Source organism: Plesiomonas sp. ISS29 (genome assembly GCF_056522795.1).
Window position 1 is genome coordinate 1,444,462 of sequence record NZ_JAWRZQ010000001.1, and the last position, 18,023, is coordinate 1,462,484.

17 protein-coding genes are annotated in these 18,023 nt (G+C 51.6%); all 17 read left to right on the forward strand.

All coding sequences use genetic code 11. The features are described from left to right. Window positions 1-32 precede the first annotated feature (32 nt). The 17 genes from AC1HDJ_RS06430 to AC1HDJ_RS06510 all read left to right on the forward strand — a co-directional run bounded on the left by AC1HDJ_RS06430 (window position 33) and on the right by AC1HDJ_RS06510 (window position 17,989). Complete coding sequence (locus AC1HDJ_RS06430; RefSeq protein ID WP_479534334.1) at window positions 33-1,559, forward strand: flagellar hook-length control protein FliK; 1,527 nt, start codon at window positions 33-35, stop codon at window positions 1,557-1,559. 112 nt (window positions 1,560-1,671) lie between these two features. Then, window positions 1,672-2,172, forward strand: coding sequence for a flagellar basal body-associated FliL family protein (locus tag AC1HDJ_RS06435; protein ID WP_479534336.1), 501 nt, complete (start codon window positions 1,672-1,674; stop codon window positions 2,170-2,172). A 17-nt stretch (window positions 2,173-2,189) separates the two neighbouring features. Further along, window positions 2,190-3,233 (forward strand): flagellar motor switch protein FliM, encoded by a 1,044-nt coding sequence (fliM, locus tag AC1HDJ_RS06440; RefSeq protein WP_438621574.1) that lies wholly within the window; start codon window positions 2,190-2,192, stop codon window positions 3,231-3,233. Between the two features lies 1 nt (window position 3,234). Next, the gene (fliN, locus tag AC1HDJ_RS06445) at window positions 3,235-3,630 is read left to right on the forward strand and encodes a flagellar motor switch protein FliN (protein WP_479534338.1); all 396 of its coding nucleotides are present in this window, start codon (window positions 3,235-3,237) and stop codon (window positions 3,628-3,630) included. A gap of 72 nt (window positions 3,631-3,702) precedes the next feature. Further along, complete coding sequence (gene fliO / locus AC1HDJ_RS06450; RefSeq protein ID WP_479534340.1) at window positions 3,703-4,266, forward strand: flagellar biosynthetic protein FliO; 564 nt, start codon at window positions 3,703-3,705, stop codon at window positions 4,264-4,266. 118 nt (window positions 4,267-4,384) lie between these two features. After that, a complete protein-coding gene (fliP, locus tag AC1HDJ_RS06455; protein ID WP_479537026.1) occupies window positions 4,385-5,113 on the forward strand; it encodes a flagellar type III secretion system pore protein FliP in 729 nt (242 codons plus the stop codon). Window positions 5,114-5,237: 124 nt separating this feature from the next. Then, window positions 5,238-5,507 (forward strand): flagellar biosynthesis protein FliQ, encoded by a 270-nt coding sequence (gene fliQ, locus AC1HDJ_RS06460; protein WP_479534342.1) that lies wholly within the window; start codon window positions 5,238-5,240, stop codon window positions 5,505-5,507. After that, complete coding sequence (gene fliR / locus AC1HDJ_RS06465; protein WP_479534344.1) at window positions 5,507-6,298, forward strand: flagellar biosynthetic protein FliR; 792 nt, start codon at window positions 5,507-5,509, stop codon at window positions 6,296-6,298. Before fliQ ends, fliR begins: the two co-directional genes overlap by 1 nt. 119 nt (window positions 6,299-6,417) lie before the next feature. After that, a complete protein-coding gene (flhB, locus tag AC1HDJ_RS06470; protein WP_479534346.1) occupies window positions 6,418-7,551 on the forward strand; it encodes a flagellar biosynthesis protein FlhB in 1,134 nt (377 codons plus the stop codon). Between the two features lie 325 nt (window positions 7,552-7,876). Beyond that, window positions 7,877-9,973, forward strand: coding sequence for a flagellar biosynthesis protein FlhA (gene flhA / locus AC1HDJ_RS06475; protein WP_479540339.1), 2,097 nt, complete (start codon window positions 7,877-7,879; stop codon window positions 9,971-9,973). Between the two features lie 18 nt (window positions 9,974-9,991). Then, window positions 9,992-11,563 carry a flagellar biosynthesis protein FlhF gene (gene flhF / locus AC1HDJ_RS06480; protein ID WP_479534350.1) on the forward strand — a complete coding sequence of 524 codons (1,572 nt, stop codon included), beginning with the start codon at window positions 9,992-9,994 and terminating at the stop codon, window positions 11,561-11,563. Beyond that, window positions 11,560-12,447, forward strand: coding sequence for a MinD/ParA family protein (locus AC1HDJ_RS06485; RefSeq protein ID WP_479534352.1), 888 nt, complete (start codon window positions 11,560-11,562; stop codon window positions 12,445-12,447). The genes flhF and AC1HDJ_RS06485 overlap by 4 nt, the downstream gene beginning before the upstream one ends. Further along, a complete protein-coding gene (locus tag AC1HDJ_RS06490) occupies window positions 12,440-13,162 on the forward strand; it encodes an RNA polymerase sigma factor FliA (RefSeq protein WP_479534354.1) in 723 nt (240 codons plus the stop codon). Before AC1HDJ_RS06485 ends, AC1HDJ_RS06490 begins: the two co-directional genes overlap by 8 nt. Before the next feature lie 42 nt (window positions 13,163-13,204). Next, window positions 13,205-13,588 carry a chemotaxis response regulator CheY gene (gene cheY / locus AC1HDJ_RS06495; protein ID WP_479534356.1) on the forward strand — a complete coding sequence of 128 codons (384 nt, stop codon included), beginning with the start codon at window positions 13,205-13,207 and terminating at the stop codon, window positions 13,586-13,588. Between the two features lie 44 nt (window positions 13,589-13,632). Continuing rightward, window positions 13,633-14,352, forward strand: a complete 720-nt coding sequence (locus AC1HDJ_RS06500) for a protein phosphatase CheZ (RefSeq protein WP_479534358.1) — start codon at window positions 13,633-13,635, stop codon at window positions 14,350-14,352. Between the two features lie 43 nt (window positions 14,353-14,395). After that, window positions 14,396-16,696, forward strand: a complete 2,301-nt coding sequence (locus AC1HDJ_RS06505) for a chemotaxis protein CheA (RefSeq protein WP_479534360.1) — start codon at window positions 14,396-14,398, stop codon at window positions 16,694-16,696. A gap of 93 nt (window positions 16,697-16,789) precedes the next feature. Then, a complete protein-coding gene (locus AC1HDJ_RS06510; RefSeq protein ID WP_479534362.1) occupies window positions 16,790-17,989 on the forward strand; it encodes a protein-glutamate methylesterase/protein-glutamine glutaminase in 1,200 nt (399 codons plus the stop codon). Window positions 17,990-18,023 lie beyond the last annotated feature (34 nt).

Below are 18,023 nucleotides of genomic sequence, written 5' to 3' on the forward strand. Positions count from 1 at the left end.
GTCAATTTATTGTCACTGCGGATGTTTATTTCTTGGCGTTAACCGCCAGCCAGACCGTGATAGCGGCAGAGTATGCGGAAAAAGGAGATTTCGAGATGACGTTAAGTGCGATACCGACAGCCTCACCCTCTGTACCAGCGCAGCACTCTGCGAGCAGCAGTAACACAAAATCTGGTTCAGCGGCCTCAGCGTCGCCCGAGCGTGGGCGCGATTTCTCCGATTGCCTGAATCAGTCTGACTCAAGCGCCGTAAAGTCTTCGAGTACCAGCAATAAGCCAGCGGCAGAAAAAAATAGCGATAAAAAATCAGCCAATCCAGATACTGACAGTGCGCAGCCGGCAACGCTCAGCGCGGAAGCGGCTTTATCCCCCGAAAATACGGCAAAAACGGACTCATCGGGTAGCCAGTTTTCTGCTGAGGTAACTACGGCAGGCTCTGAGACACAAACTGCCGAGGAACAAGAGTCGGAAGGTAGCTCTGCAGCCAATAATGCCAGTGCTCTGGTAAGTGGTACGGGAGGCGGTTCTGTACTGCCTAGCAGCATGATCAATGCACAGGATGACCCGTGGTTGCAGCAGCTCGATGCTAGCCGTAAGGCTCTGCAATCACCTATTGCCAGCTCTAGCAGCCGTGGTGATACGGATACCGTAAGTAGTCAGGATACCGTCAACAGTACCGGAAAAGCCGGCGCGATGGGGCTTGTTGATCAAGCACTGGCCGCAAGTCGCAGCGCACAAGGCGTGGACGGAGATGCACAATCGACAGAGGCTTTATCTACAGAAGATCTGTCTACAAAGGCTCTATCCACCGAAAAAGAGCAGTCTGCTGACGCGCGTTCGGAAAAAATGGCATTGCGGGCTGACAGTGCTAGTAAGCTGCATACTGAAATCGATCTGGCGCGGCACAGTGCGCTGTTATTTACCGAAGATAGTCAGCAAAAATCGGCTGACCAGAGTACACATTCGGCAGATCGGTTATCACGGTTAAGCGCACTTAGCGCGATGGGAAATGAAAACGCTGTGGTTACGCTGCCTGCTCAGGGGCACGATTTACTGGCTGCATTGCGCCAGCAAAACGCAGCGTCAGCACGGATACCTGAACATGTTCAGGCCCCGAATACCCCGTTACCGCTGCGTAATTCTGAACAAAGTGCGCAGGTTTTGCATGAACAGGTACAATTCTTGCTTAACCGTAAGCTGGATAAGGTGGAAATCCGGCTTGATCCCCCTGAACTGGGTAATTTGCAGATTAAATTGCAGTTAAATCAGGATCAGGCGCAGGTCAGTATTACCGTACACAACACGCAGGCGCGTGAATTGCTGGAGCAGACACTTCCGCGTTTGCGCGAGATGCTCGCGCAGCAGGGCGTAGTGCTTGGCCAGACGCAGATACAGCAACAAGGTCAGGCACAGGATCAACAGGCGCGTGGTGGGCAGGCTGGAAGTGGTGATCAGGCAGCGCAAGCGCAGGTTTTGCATGCAACGGGTGATGCTGAAACTGAACCATTGCTACAAAAAGCGGTATCCATTTCACCTTATCAGGTTGATTACTACGCATAATTAATGATTTTGCATAGTTGAATATACGGCATTGTTGATGATTACCCGTAAATATTATTACCCGTAAATGGAGGCGTAGAGCCTTCGTCAGAACAGATCAGGATTAGAGACAATGGCAGAAAACCTTACGCTCGATGGTCAGCGTCGCGGCGGTACTCAAAAACGAAAGAAAATCATGCTGGCTGTTGTTGTTGTGATTTTGCTGGCTGCGCTGGTCGGCGGTTATTTCTATCTGTCCGATAAACCTGCCAAAGAGAGTGCATTTAAAGCCGATTTTGTTCCGGCACTGGGTACGATGGCGTTGTATGTAAACACCTCGCGCCCGTTTGTGTTTAATGTATTGGGTGAATCGCGCGATCGGTTAGTTGAGATCCGTGTTCAGCTCTTGGTACGCAATAAAACCGATCAAGCGCTGGTACAGGCTAATCTTCCGTTGATTGAGAGCCAGATCCTCACCTCATTTGCAACCGCGACCACAGAACAGTGGCGTGATCCGCGCAGCCGTGAAGCGCTGCGCGCACAAGCGCTGGCAGAGGTACGAGACTCCTTGCAAAAGCTGCTGAAAACTCCGGCAGTCGAGCAAATTTTGTTAACCAGTTATGTTATGCAGTAATTCAGTAGGGTGACCCTGTGAGCGATATCCTATCCCAAGATGAAATCGACGCGTTATTACACGGGGTTGATGATGTACCGGAAGACTCCCCGCAGCCTGTGCGCGCAGGGGGAATACAAGCTTTTGATTTCTCATCTCAAGACCGCATTGTCCGCGGACGGATGCCGACCCTTGAGCTGATCAATGAACGCTTTGCCCGCCATATGCGGATCAGCCTGTTTAACATGATGCGCCGTACGGCAGAAGTGTCGATTAATGGCGTGCAGATGCTGAAGTTTGGTGAATATGTGCACACGTTGTTTGTGCCGACCAGCCTGAATATGGTGCGTTTTCGCCCGTTAAAAGGCACGGCGCTGATCACGCTTGAAGCCCGGCTGGTTTTTATTCTGGTAGAGAACTTTTTCGGCGGAGATGGCCGTTTTCCCAGCAAAGTTGAGGGGCGTGAGTTTACCCCTGCCGAGCGCCGGATTATTCAGATGCTGCTTAAGCTGATTTTCGGTGACTACAAAGAGGCGTGGGGGCCGGTCATGGAGATCGAGTTTGAATATCTTGACTCCGAAGTTAACCCCGCGATGGCCAATATTGTCAGCCCGACCGAAGTGGTAGTGGTCAATTCATTTCATATTGAACTCGATGGTGGCGGTGGTGATATTCATATCGCGATGCCGTATTCGATGCTTGAACCGATTCGTGAATTGCTCGATGCCGGTGTTCAGGGTGATAAAAGTGATACCGATATGCGCTGGGGCAAGGCGCTGCGTGAAGAGATCATGGAGATCAACGTTGATCTGCGCGCCAAGCTACTCGATGTTGATTTGCCACTGCGCGATCTGATGAATATGCGTGCGGGTGACATTATTCCGGTGGATATGCCGGAAAACCTGCTGGTATATGTGGAAGATTTGCCAACGTTTCGCGCGAAATTAGGGCAGGCCAATGAGAATCTGGCGTTAAAAATTACCGAGCGGCTAAAACGCCCTGAGGTGATGAAAAGTGAACTCTCGTTGATCCGAGATAACGATAAATTACTTGATGAAATTGTGGTGCTAGACGATGAGTGACATGACAACAGATCAAGACCTGCTGGCCGAACAGTGGGCTAACGGGGTGGGTGATGATGCTGAGGCTAATAGCCCTATAAAGCGTGCCGAGCTGGAAGAGTTGAGTGATGATAGCCTGGCTATGAACGCCTCGGAGCGCAAACGTCTTGACAGTATTCTCGATATTCCGGTGACGATTTCGATGGAAGTTGGGCGCAGCCAGATCAGCATCCGCAATCTGCTGCAACTGAACCAAGGCTCAGTGGTTGAGTTGGAACGTATCGCCGGAGAGCCGCTCGATGTTATGGTCAATGGCATACTGATTGCTCACGGTGAAGTTGTGGTAGTGAATGATAAATTTGGTATCCGTCTGACCGATGTCATCAGCCAAACCGAACGCATCAAGAAGCTTAAATAGTCTATGTTTAGGATTTTTTACACGCCGAATCGGTCGGTGATCGTCTCTTCATGTCGGTGGCTATCGCGACGAGTGCTGTTACTCGCCGCTGTATTTACACATCCTCTGTTTGCCGCGCCCGTTGCGGCAAACTCGGCAACATTGACCTCTGCCGGTCAGCCGCCGGTGAGTATTGGCATGGCATTGCTGTCACTGCTGCTGGTACTGGCGCTGATTATCGGTCTGGGCTGGCTGGCAAAACGGCTTCGTCTGCCGTTTCACAGTAAAGGCAGTATCCAGATTGAGCAGCAACAGGCGCTGGGCCAGCGTGAACGCCTGCTGATTGTGAATGTGGAAGGGCAACGTTTGCTGATAGGCGTTACGCCGCAGAATATTTCACTGCTTAGTACCCTTAATTCAGCCGCACAGGAAAACGGACAATCGGAAAATTGTAGCGCTGCAACAAGCAGTGCTGTTGCAACCACAGCGGCAACGGCAACAATTATCCCACGCGGCGGATTTGCTCAACAACTGCGGGCAGCTATGCAAAGTCGGGTGAGTGGTACTGCACCGGCTGCCAACAGAAACGCGGCCTCAGATTCGGCAGCAACTTCTTTTCACGCCAAGCATCAAAGTGAGTCAGATGAGCGATCTTGAGTCTTCTGTTTTTCCGATCACTTTGCGCAGCACCTCTTTAGGCCATATTGCATCGCGAGCAATACCGTGGCTGTATCGCGCTTTTGCAAAGCGATTAGGCAAACCTTACTTGTTGGGGATGAGCCTATTATTTGTGGTCGTTCCGCAGGCACTGGCAAGCGCAGGCGGTGCTACGGGCATTCCGGCACTCACTATGAGCAATAATGCTGCCGGTGGCGCTGATTACTCAGTGTCACTGCAAGTGCTTATCTTAATGACGATGCTGAGTTTTTTACCGGCTATTGTCATTATGATGACCTCGTTCACCCGCATTATCGTGGTGCTCTCTATCTTGCGGCAGGCGATTGGTTTGCAGCAAAGCCCCTCGAACCAGATTTTGGTCGGCATCACCCTGTTTATGACGCTGTTTATCATGTCGCCGGTGCTGGATAAGATCAATCAGCAGGCGTTGCAGCCCTATATGCGTGAAGAGCTAACCGCGCAGCAAGCGTTGGAAGAGGCCGGTAAGCCGCTACATACTTTTATGCTGGCTCAGACTCGTGAAAGTGATCTGGCCACCTTTGTGCAAATATCAAAACAGCAGTTCAATACCCCGCAGGATGTCAGCATGACAGTGCTGATCCCCGCGTTTGTCACCAGTGAATTGAAAACCGCATTCCAGATAGGTTTTATGCTGTTTTTACCGTTTTTGATTATCGATCTGGTGGTAGCCAGTGTGCTAATGGCAATGGGGATGATGATGCTTTCGCCAATGATTGTCTCGCTGCCGTTTAAGCTGATGCTGTTTGTGCTGGTAGATGGCTGGAGTTTAGTGTTGGGCACATTAGCGGGCAGTTTTGGTCTCTGACTTCCCTCGTGGCTTGGTGTATAACCGCGTTAATCAGCGTTAATCTTCATTAGCTATCGTTCGCTCATAGCGGCTCGTTCACAACAGTTCATCAGCAGCTGTTTTTTATAACAGGGAGCACACAGTGTCACCAGAATCGTTTGTCGAGATCTTCCAACATGCTCTATTCCGAGTATTGTTGCTGGTATCTGTGATCATGGTGCCCGGATTGCTGATTGGTTTGCTGGTGGCGGTATTTCAGGCAGCCACCTCAATCAATGAGCAGACATTGAGCTTTTTGCCCCGGTTGGTCGTGACGCTGCTGGCACTGATTTTTCTTGGCCACTGGATGACCAGCCAGCTGATGGATTTCTTTTTCAGCATGATTGATGAGATCCCACGGGTGATCCGCTGATGACACTGGCGGCAGACACAGTGCTGCAATTTTGGGCGAGCTTCTTATGGCCGTTTGCCCGAATTGCCGGCATGTTGATGACGATGACCGCCATCGGTGCCGCCTTTGTTTCTGCCCGAGTCAGGCTACTGTTAGCTGTCGCCATTACCCTTGTGGCATTACCTTCTATTCCCGCTATGCCACAAGATATTGCGCTATTTAGCTTTGCTAGTGTGGTGATTACTGCGCAGCAAATTGCCATTGGTGTTGCTATTGGCATGCTCTCACAATTTGTCAGCCAGACCTTTGTGATCCTCGGGCAAATCATCAGTATGCAGTCGAGCCTTGGCTTTGCCTCAATGGTCGATCCTGCCAGCGGTCAGAGCACACCGCTGCTCGGGCAGATTTACATGATGCTGACACTGCTGGTATTTCTGACCCTCGATGGGCATTTGATCATGATAGAGATGCTGGTGCGCAGTTTTAGCACCCTGCCGGTGGGGGAGTCTGGCATTACGCCCGATGGCTACCGCCTGCTGGCACAGTGGTTTGGCACGCTCTTTTTGGGTGCGGTAAGCATGTCGTTATCGGCGATAATCTCACTGTTAACGGTCAACATTGCTATGGGGATCATGAACCGCGCCGCGCCGCAGCTCAATGTTTACAGTCTGGGTTTTGGTATCATCCTATTGTGTGGATTATTTTCATTGTGGTTTTTGCTCTCGGCATTTCCGCGCCACTACAATATCTACTGGCGGCTGGCGGTGAACGATATGTGCACTCTGCTTAACCTGTCTTGTTCGGGGGGATAACCGCATGATTTGTGCTCTTTCCCCTAGATATTTTTCTCTTTTTTATCGATTTTCTGTCGCTGTTTTTGCCTTGGGGTTCATCCGCAACATGCTGGTAAATTACCGTAAGCAGGGCTCTGATGGCCGAGTCTGACGGGCAGGAGCGCAGTGAACAGGCCTCTGAGAAACGGTTAGCCGACGCCCGCAAAAAAGGGCAAGTTGCCCGCTCGCGTGAGTTCGCCACCGTGATTGTGCTGGTCACCGGCTCTGTGGCACTGCTTTGGTTCGGACAAAAACTGGCGGTTGCGCTGGCCAACATGATGCACCGGCTGTTCAGCTTCACCCGTGATGAAGTGTTTGATGCCGATGCTCTGCTCACCATTGCCGGCAAAGCCCTGTTGTCAATTATTCCCTCTTTCAGCCTGATTTTACTGCTGTTGTTTGTGGCCTCTATTCTGGGTGCATCGCTGATTGGTGGTTTTAACGTCTCGGCAGAAGCCATGATGCCTAAGTTTAACAAACTCAACCCAATGTCGGGTTTTAAGCGCATGTTTGGGATGCAGAGCTGGGTTGAGCTGGGAAAATCTATCCTCAAAATTTTACTGCTTGGCATCACTACATGGCGTTTATTGCTTAATACACGTGATGATCTGGCGCAGCTGAGTATGGAATCCTTCCCGCAGAATATGATCCATGCGGTAGATACTCTGTTGTGGTTTGTTCTGCTGCTCAGTTGCACCCTGATTCTGGTAGCGGCAATTGATGTGCCGTATCAGCTGTGGAATCACGGGAAAAAACTGATGATGACTAAGCAAGAGCTGAAAGAGGAGTACAAAAACAGCGAAGGCAACCCGCAAATTAAGGGCCGGATTCGCCAGTTACAGCGTGAAATGGCCAACCGCCGCATGATGGGTGAAGTGCCAACCGCTGATGTTATCGTTACCAACCCCGAGCACTTCTCGGTTGCCCTGCGTTATCAGCGCGATAAAGATAAAGCGCCGGTGGTGGTGGCCAAAGGGGTGGATATGATGGCAATGAAAATCCGCGAAATTGCCAATGCGCATGATATTCCGATTGTTGCCGCGCCGCCGCTGGCACGGGCGCTGTACCATAGCGCAGAGCTGGAGCAGCCGATTCCCGACGGGCTATTTATGGCCGTTGCCCAAGTGCTGGCATACGTGTTTCAGTTGCGCCAGTATCAGGCCGGCCGAACCTTCCGCCGCCCAGTCCCTTTACCAGAAACCTTACCTATCCCTGATGATCTGCAACGCTGATATCCCTTTACCCCAAGCGTTGTTGGGTCTGACTTCTTGTGTAAGTAAAAATAGGGGATAACTCACCCCATTTCCAAGAGAGTGTGTTATCCCTCTAAGCATGTGCGCACTTAATCTGCCTCGCAAATTTTTGTGCTACATCGCCTTCCTGCTGCGATTGGCCACCTAACTACCGCGATTGGCACTTATATTGCTTTGTTACGTGATATTGACGGTATTCAGCCAAATTACTGTCACTCTGCTTTTATCATCGGTTGGTGAGGGGCGGCGTGAAAAATGCGATCAGGGCTGAGTGACCAGTGGCATGCGATCAGGTCTATTGTTCATGAGCTTCCAAGCAGCACTAGCAAAATTTCCGACAGAAAAATTACAGCGCTTACAGGGGATAGGCACACCTGCACTGGTGCTGGCAACGCTGGCGATGGTGGTATTGCCGATGCCGCCAATGCTGCTGGATATGGCTTTTACCTTTAACATCGCACTGGCGCTGGTGGTGCTGATGGTCTCGGTTTATACCTTAAAACCGGTCGACTTTGCCGCCTTCCCAACCGTGCTGCTGATTGCCACTTTGCTGCGTTTAGCACTGAACGTGGCCTCAACGCGGGTGGTGCTGCTTGAAGGGCACAATGGGCCGGAAGCCGCCGGACAAGTGATTGAATCATTTGGTAATGTGGTGATCGGCGGTAACTATGCGGTCGGTATTGTGGTGTTTGTGATTTTGATGATCATCAACTTCATGGTGGTCACCAAAGGTGCTGGGCGGATATCTGAAGTCAGCGCCCGTTTTACGCTCGATGCGATGCCCGGAAAGCAGATGGCGATTGATGCCGATTTGAATGCGGGGTTGATTGACCAAGATCAGGCGCGTATCCGCCGTGAAGAGGTTACCCGTGAGGCAGATTTCTACGGTTCGATGGACGGTGCATCAAAGTTTGTAAAAGGTGATGCTATCGCCGGGATCATGATCTTGTTTATCAACATTATCGGCGGATTTTTTATCGGCATGATGCAGCACGGGCTGTCGGTTGATGAAGCGCTGGCCATTTACACCCTGCTGACTATCGGTGATGGTCTTGTTGCTCAGATCCCCTCGCTGCTGCTGTCGATAGCTGCCGCGATTATGGTTACACGGCAAAACCGTGCCGAGAACATGGGGGATCAGCTGGTCGAGCAGATGACCGGTAACCCGAAATCACTGATGATTGCCACTGGCATTTTGTTTGTGATGGGTATCGTGCCCGGCATGCCGCATCTGGCTTTTTTGTCATTGGCACTGGTATTTGCCGGTGTGGTGTACTGGAGACTTGAGCAGCAAAAGCAGCAGGCTAAACAGGCTGAAAATACCGCCAATACCACACCCGATGCGCTGCCTGCTCCGCAAAAAGATCTCTCGTGGGATGATGTACAGCCGATTGACATTATCGGGCTTGAGGTGGGTTATCGCCTGATCCCGCTGGTTGATCGTGGCCAGAACGGTGAGTTGTTAGAACGAATTAAAGGGGTACGTAAGAAGCTATCGCAAGATCTGGGCTTTCTGCTTCCCTCGGTACATATTCGCGATAATTTGGAACTGCAACCTAGCACCTACCGCATCATGCTGATGGGTGTAAATTACGGTGAAGCTGAAATTCGCCATGATTGCGAACTGGCGATTAACCCCGGTCAGGTATTTGGCAACATTGAGGGGCAGGCCACGCGTGACCCCGCTTTTGGGCTGGAGGCAGTATGGATAACACCCGATCGTCGTGAGCACGCCCAAGCGCTTGGCTATACCGTGGTTGATGCTGCCACCGTGGTGGCCACTCATATCAGCCAGATCTTGATTAACCACGCTTCGCAGCTGATTGGTCATGAAGAGGTGCAAAATCTGCTGCAAATGCTCTCACGTAGCGCGCCGAAACTGATTGAGAACTTCTCGCCCGACACGTTACCACTCGGTACGGTGGTGAAAGTACTGCAAAACCTGCTCAGTGAAGCTATTCCGGTGCGTGATATCCGCACCATAGTTCAAACGTTAACCGAGTATGCGCCGCGCAGCCAAGATCCCGATGTATTAACTGCCGCCGTTCGTATTGCTCTGCGCCGGATGATAGTGCAAGAGATCAACGGCAACAGCCTTGAGCTGCCGGTGATCACCCTTGCTCCTGAACTGGAACAGATGTTGCATAAGACCATGCAGGCAGCAGGCGGTGATGCGGGCGGTATTGAACCCGGATTGGCCGAACGTTTACAGCAGTCAATGCTGCAGGCTGCACAAGAGCAAGAGCTGCAGGGTGAGCCGGCAGTTCTGCTTACCTCCGGGGTATTGCGCTCAACTATGGCGCGCTTTGTTAAAAATGCTATACCCAGCTTACGGGTACTCTCTTATCAGGAAGTACCGGATGATAAACAGATCCGCATTGTTAATTCAGTCGGTCGATAACGCCGTCAGGGGCCAGTGTTGAAAATCAAACGTTTTTTTGCCAAAGACATGCGTGAAGCGCTCGATCAGGTTAAAGATCATCTGGGGCCGGATGCGGTCATCATGTCGAACAAAAAAGTGGAAGGCGGTGTTGAAATTGTTGCCGCATTTGATGATGCGGTTTCACCTGCACCTGTCAGCCGTGCCGAGGAAGATGAAGCGATCAAGCGTGAGCTGGTAGTACAACTGACAGCGGCTCGTAAGCGGATTCAGGAAGAGAAGCAGAGCGGTACTTCAGCACTATCTGCGCAGCCGGCCAACCCGCTCTCTTTTTCTGCAAATGCGGAAGATAAGCCAGTTTCCTCTGCTCCGCGCAGCGGATTACGTGGTGCATCATCTTATCTACTTCCGGAAAACCGTGTAGCGTCGGCAGGCGGTACTGCGACCGGCGCTGAACCTGACAGTCATCACCAGATTGTTGAGGGCATAGCTCCCCGTACGGATGTGCAAAAACCTCCGGCTGACTCGCTCAGTGCTCTGCTTGCGCGTCAGCAACGTCAGCGTCACGATGGCATAAGCGAACAACCGCAGGCCAAGCGTCAGCCGCAAACTTCCAAGGTTCAGGCGCACAGTAGCAACTCAACCCGCTCACGCTCGCGTTCACACGAGAACCACCGTGCTATCGAACAGATGCGCGCTGAAATGTCATCGATACGCCGCTTGCTCGAACATCAGGTCTCTAATCTGATGTGGCAAGAGATGGAGCGTAAAGAGCCGGTACGTGCAATGCTGATTGACCGTTTACTGAAAATGGGCTTTCCGGCCGAACTCTCTGAGCAGTTGATCTGCTATATCCCTGAAAATACCGGTCTGGCTGAAGCCTGGTCACTGGTGTTGGCCTTGCTCGAAGAGCAGCTGACCATTTCCGAAGATGATCTGCTTAAACGCGGTGGTGTAGTTGCGCTGATTGGCCCAACCGGCGTAGGGAAAACCACCACCATTGCCAAACTCGCGGCGCTGTATGCCATGGAGTACGGTGCAGAGCATATCGCACTGGTCACTACCGATAACTACCGTATTGGCGCGCATGAACAATTGGCAACATATGGCCGTATTTTAGGCTGTCCGGTACGGATAGCTAAAGATGCCGATGAACTGGCCGCTGTACTGTATCAGTTGCGACATAAACGCTTTATTTTGCTCGATACCGCCGGTATGGGGCAGCGCGATCTGCGCTTAACCGAGCAGTTAAATACCTTGATGCAGACCCAAGGTGAGCGGATACGCAACTTTTTGGTGCTGCCAGCTACGGCACAGCGCAGCGTACTTCAAGAGACGGTAGAGCATTTTCGCCGTATTCCACTGGCCGGAACTATTCTGACCAAGCTGGATGAGAGCTTAAGTTTAGGCGAAGTGATGAGTGTCACAATTCAAAATGCTTTACCGATCAGTTATATCACCGATGGTCAGCGCGTACCGGAAGATATCCGTATCGCTAACCAGCAATATTTAGTGAATCGGGCGGCAGAATTGCTGGATAAGCACACCTCTACTCAGCATTTTTGGACGAGTGAAAGAACGGACTCTAACTCAGGCAGTAGATTTTTATGACTAACGCGGTGTTGAACGATCAAGCCAGTGGCTTGCGTAGCCTAGTACAGCCAGCCCGAACCAAAGTGATTGCCGTTACCGGCGGCAAAGGCGGGGTGGGGAAAAGCAATATCACCCTGAACATGGCAGTCGCGCTGGCACGCCAAGGGGTACGGGTCATGATTTTTGATGCCGATCTTAGCTTGGCGAATGTTGACCTGCTGCTGGGTTTGCGGGTTGGCAAGAATCTTTCGCATGTACTGGCTGGGCTTTGTGAGTTGGCCGATATCATTGTCGAAGGGCCATATGGGCTGAAAGTGATTCCGGCTTCATCTGGAACACAATCTATGACCGATCTCTCAGCCGCGCAGCATGCCGGATTAATCCGCGCTTTTAGCGCGCTGCAAGATCAGGTGGATGTGTTGCTGATTGATACCGCAGCAGGTATCTCCGACATGGTGATGAGCTTCTCGAAAGCTGCACAGGATGTGCTGATCACCGTGTGCAATGAGCCAACCTCGATTGCCGATGCCTACGCGCTGATCAAGATTTTGAACCGTCAGCACGGTATTTCACGCTTTAAAATTGTGGTGAATATGGTGCTGAGTTATCGGGAAGGGCTTGAGCTATTCAGTAAACTGAGCAGTGTCACCGAGCGTTTTCTCGATGCCAATTTAGAGCTGGTGGCCTGTATTCCGCTCGATGATCACGTGCGGCAAGCGGTACGTAAACAGCAGGTCGTTGTGGAAGCCTATCCACAATCACCGGCTGCACTAGCCCTGAACACTTTAGCAAATCGGGTTCGTACATGGCCTACGCCGAACCATCCGAACGGGCAGCTCGAGTTTTTTGTCGAACGCTTGCTGCGTCGGCCGATTAGTCTAAGGGAGGAGCGCGGTGAGTAAAACTCTTGCCTATCGCCAGTGTCAGGATCGCGATAGCGAACTGATGCGCTATGTGCCGCTGGTCAAACGCATCGCCTGCCATCTACTTGGGCGTTTGCCTGCCAGCGTATTGCTGGAAGATTTAGTGCAGGCTGGCATGATAGGCCTGCTTGAAGCGTACCAAAATTACGATGCTAGCAAAGGGGCAAGTTTTGAAACCTATGCCGGTATCCGTATTCGCGGGGCAATGCTCGATGAGATCCGTCGTGGTGACTGGATCCCCCGTTCAGTGCACCGCAACAGCCGCAGCATTACCGAAGCGATTAGCCAGCTTGAAAAGCAGCTCGGGCGTAACCCGCGCGACAGCGAAGTGGCTGACTATCTGCAGGTATCGGCTGATGTCTATCACCAGATGCTGCAGGATGTGAACGGCGGGCGGATTATCGGTTTTGATGATCTGGGCGTGCCTGAAGATATCGCTTTTGCACCGGAGGCTCGCCATCAAGACTTGCCTTTTCAGGGCGTTGAAGAGGGGAATTTCCAGCAAGCGCTGGCCGATGCTATTCGCACACTCCCTGAGCGCGAAGCCCTGATTTTGTCACTTTATTATGATGAAGAGCTGAATTTAAAAGAGATCGGCGCGGTACTGGGAGTCAGTGAATCCCGTATCAGCCAGATTCTCAGCCAGACGATGCACCGTTTACGTGCCAAATTACAGGCATGGTCAACAGTGTAAATTCCACCCTATTTAGCCAGTAAAACCTCACCGGAGGCTCCTTTGGACAAAGAGATAAAAATCCTGATCGTTGACGACTTCTCCACGATGAGACGCATCATTAAAAATCTGTTGCGCGATTTAGGATTCAACAACACACATGAAGCGGATGACGGCACATCGGCATTACCGATGCTGCGTGGTGGCAATTTTGACTTTGTGGTGACCGACTGGAATATGCCCGGCATGCAGGGGATTGACCTGCTAAAAGTGATCCGCGCTGATGAAGATTTATGTCATTTACCGGTGATGATGGTCACCGCAGAAGCCAAGCGTGAGCAGATCATTGAAGCGGCGCAAGCGGGTGTAAACGGTTATATCGTTAAGCCGTTTACCGCTGCAACACTGAAAGAGAAACTCGACAAAATTTTTGTACGGATGCAGTAACGCTGCGGATGCACAGTGACAGCGCCATAAAACGGAAGAGATCAATGATCACCCTTGAACAAGCCCGAGAATTGGTGAGTTTACTTGAAGCTGGCCAGCAAGATGAGGCTAACCAGGTTCTCACCACGCTGGCCGCCAATAACTATAACACCCTGTTTAACGAAATCGGAAAAGTGACCCGCGTGCTACACAGTGGGCTGTCTGAATTTAAGCTTGACCCGCGTTTAAATCAGCTGACACAGCAGGAGTTGCCTGATGCACAAGGCCGCCTGAACTATGTGGTCAGCATGACAGAGAGTGCGGCAAACCGCACCATGGATGCGGTTGATGCTGCGTTTCCGATTGCAGATGGTCTGGCACAACAGATTGAAGCTATTTTACCGGTCTGGCAGAAACTGTTTAACCGTGAAATGGAGTTGGGCGAGTTTAAAACGCTCTGTATCGAACTTGATACCTTTCTAAAACTGACCCAGCAACAGAGTGATCAGCTGCGCACGCAACTGACTGAAATCCTGATGTCGCAAGACTTTCAAGACTTGACCGGTCAGATTATCCGCCGCGTGACAGGGCTGGTGGGCGAAGTTGAGCAGCACCTGATCACCATCATGAAATCGTTCGGTATGCCGGAAAACGAGCAACACGAAGAGATCACCCGTGAAAAAGCGATCAGTGCCGAAGGGCCGATTCATGATCGTGAAAAGCGCAGTGATGTGGTGCAAAACCAAGATGATGTTGACGATCTGCTCTCTAGCTTAGGATTTTAACTACCAAGCCGCCCCGCGTCTGCGCCATGTTCAGGAGTAAGTGATGAGTTTTGAATTAGATGAAGAGATCCTGCACGATTTTCTGATTGAAGCCGGTGAAATTATTGAACGGTTATCAGAACAATTGGTTGAGCTTGAGCAACAACCCAATGATAAAGAGCTGCTCAATGCTATCTTTCGCGGATTTCATACCGTGAAAGGGGGTGCCGGTTTTCTTTCATTAACCGCATTGGTTGATACCTGTCACGGCGCAGAAAATGTGTTTGACGTGCTGCGTAACGGCAAGCGCAGTATTGACTCCAATCTGATGGATGTCATTTTACTGGCACTTGATACCGTGGTCGCCCAGTTTCAGCAGATTCAGCAAGGCGATGAACCTGAGCCTGCCGCTCCGGCATTGCTGCATGAATTGCATCAGCTGTGTGATCCTGAATCCACCCTTGATGTTGAGATTGCTGCGAGTGCGCAGTCTGCAATAAAAACAGAGCTATATGCCGTATCGGCTGACAATACCCGTCATATAGCCGCCGCGAGCTTATCACCCGCGAACTCATCCAATACCAGCACATCTCATGGGAGTGCGGGTGGTCTACTGGCTGATCGTCAGTTTGGGTTGGATGATATCTCTGATGATGAGTTTGAAAGCCTGCTTGATGTGCTGCACGGTGTTGGGCAATCGCCAACACCTGATGCGCTTGGTAACCTCGTAGCCAGTTCTGCCGAGTCTGATGTCATAACATCAGCCGGAAAAAAAGCAAGCCCAGCACCTGTCGTGCCAACATTTCAGCCAGACACTGCATCAACAAGCAGTGCTAACGGTTCAGAAAGCGAAGGCATTTCAGATGATGAATTTGAGCGCTTGCTTGATGATCTACACGGTGTAGGTCAAGCGCCAAACAATATTGCAGTGCCCGCTGTTGCACCTAAATCAGCAACAGAATCTAATGCGATTTCCGATGATGAATTTGAGAGTCTGCTTGATGATCTGCACGGCATAGGTAAAGGGCCGGTGCTGGGTGGGGTAGTTGCAAAAGCATCCGAATCGGCACATCCGCTACCGGCAGCAGCACACAGCGAACCGGCTCATATCGTAGAGGTTCATGCTGCCGTACCTACCGCTATCGTGCAATCTTCCGGCAACAGCGTGCCGCCTCAGGCGGTTAAAAATGCTACCGCAGCCGAAACAACACTGCGGGTTGATACCAAAACACTCGACGAAATCATGAACATGGTGGGTGAGCTGGTACTGGTGCGCAATCGTCTGGTGAGTTTGGGGCTGAATAGCGAAGATGAAGAGATGGCAAAAGCCTGCGCCAACCTTGACGTGGTCACGGCTGATCTGCAAGGCGCGGTAATGAAAACCCGCATGCAGCCCATCCGTAAAGTTTTTGGTCGCTTCCCACGCGTGGTGCGCGATCTGGCTCGCAGCCTGAAAAAAGAGGTACAGCTTGAACTGAGCGGTGAAGATACTGATTTGGATAAAAATCTGGTTGAGGCACTGGCCGATCCGCTGGTCCATCTGGTACGCAACGCCGTTGATCACGGCATTGAAATGCCTGATGTTCGTCAGCAGGCGGGTAAGCCGGCACAAGGCTCAGTACGTCTTTCCGCCTCGCAAGAGGGGGATCATATCCTGCTGATTATCGAAGATGATGGCGCGGGAATGGATGCCAACAAACTGCGCAGCATCGCGGTCAATCGCGGCATGATGGATGAAGAGACTGCAGCACGGCTGAGTGATAGCGAAGCTTATGCCCTGATTTTTGCCCCCGGTTTCTCAACTAAAAAAGAGATCTCCGATATCTCGGGGCGCGGTGTTGGGATGGATGTGGTGAAAACCAGTATCACCAAACTCAACGGCGCAATTCATATCGATTCCGAACAAGGGCGCGGTACACGCTTAGAAATCAAAGTGCCACTGACGCTGGCTATTTTGCCGACCCTGATGGTAGGCGTTGCCGAACAGACATTTGCACTGCCGTTGGCCTGTGTGAATGAGATATTCCACCTTGATCTGCGCCGCACCAATAAAGTTGATGGGCAGTTGACCACCATAGTGCGGAATAAAGCCATTCCGTTGTTTTATCTGCAAGACTGGTTGGACAAAACACAGAGCAGCGAACCAAGACCGCAATTTGGCCATGTCGTCATTGTCCAGATAGCACATCAGCGAATTGGCTTTGTGGTCGATACCTTGATTGGTCAGGAAGAGGTGGTGATCAAAGCACTCGACAAGCTGCTACAGGGTACGCCGGGTATGGCGGGAGCTACCATCACCAGTGATGGTGGTATTGCTCTGATCCTCGATGTTCCCGGTCTGCTGAAACACTATACCGGCCGATAATCATGATGGCGGTCGCGGTTCAGGCCGATACCGCCAATAAGCATAAAAGATGCCGGCAAGGTTGCCCGACAGAGAATAATAAGTAGAGGCATAATGAGTATCAAAGTGTTGGTGGTGGATGACTCGGTATTTTTTCGCCGTCGTGTGAGTGAGATCCTCAACAGTCATCCGCGAATAGAGGTGATTGATACCGCAAGCAATGGCCGTGACGCGCTTGAGAAAGTGCAGCAATTGAAGCCCGACGTGATCACCATGGATATCGAAATGCCGGTGATGAACGGTATTGATGCTGCGCGCGCTATTATGCGTGTCAGCCCAACCCCGATATTGATGTTCTCTTCGCTGACCCACGAAGGGGCAAAAGCGACACTTGATGCGCTTGATGCCGGTGCGGCTGACTTTTTGCCGAAAAAATTTGAGGATATTGCCCGTGATCGGGAAGAGGCCGTCGCGGTGCTGCAACAGCGGGTGATCTCGATTGCCCGTCGTCGGCGTTTGCCTGCGCAACGCCCGGCTGCAGCATCAACCGCTCCGGCAGTGAATTCGGCGCGTACGCCATTTGGCGCGGGTCAGAAACCGTCTGTTGGGGCTGCGGGGGCTGCATCATCACTTGCCGGTACCGTAGGCGGACAGGTTGCCCAAGGTAGCACGGCACGTGGAGTACTATCGGTGCCACATTCGCCGCGCAGTAATGCTCACCCGCGTCGCAGCGGCAAAAGTTATCAATTACTGGCAATTGGCACATCAACCGGCGGGCCGGTGGCATTGCAAAATTTGCTGACCCAGTTTCCGGCCAACTTTGCACAGCCTATTTTACTGATTCAGCATATGCCGGCCACGTTTACTGCCGCGTTTGCTGCCCGCTTAAATAACCTGTGTCAAATCAGTGTCAAAGAGGCCGCTGATGGCGATCTGTTGCAGGCTGGTGTGGCTTATCTGGCTCCAGGTGGTAAGCAAATGGTGCTTGATGGCCGCCCAGGGTCTATGCGTATTCGTATTCTCGAAGGTGGCGAACGCATGAATTACAAGCCTTGCGTTGATATCACCTTTGCATCTTGTGCGCGCCAATATAAAGACAAAGTTTTGGCCGTGGTACTGACCGGTATGGGTGCTGATGGGCGTGATGGCGCAATGTTGTTGCACGCACAAGGTGCAACCCTCTGGGCGCAAGATGAAGAGAGTTGTGTGGTATACGGTATGCCGCAAGCAATAGTTAAAGCCGGTATTGCCAGCGAAATTTTGCCGCTGAGTAAAATAGGCCCGTATATTTTAACGGAAATGGGCGCAGTTTAGCCTGCTTACCGTCATCGAGCCTCTCTCTTAAGTG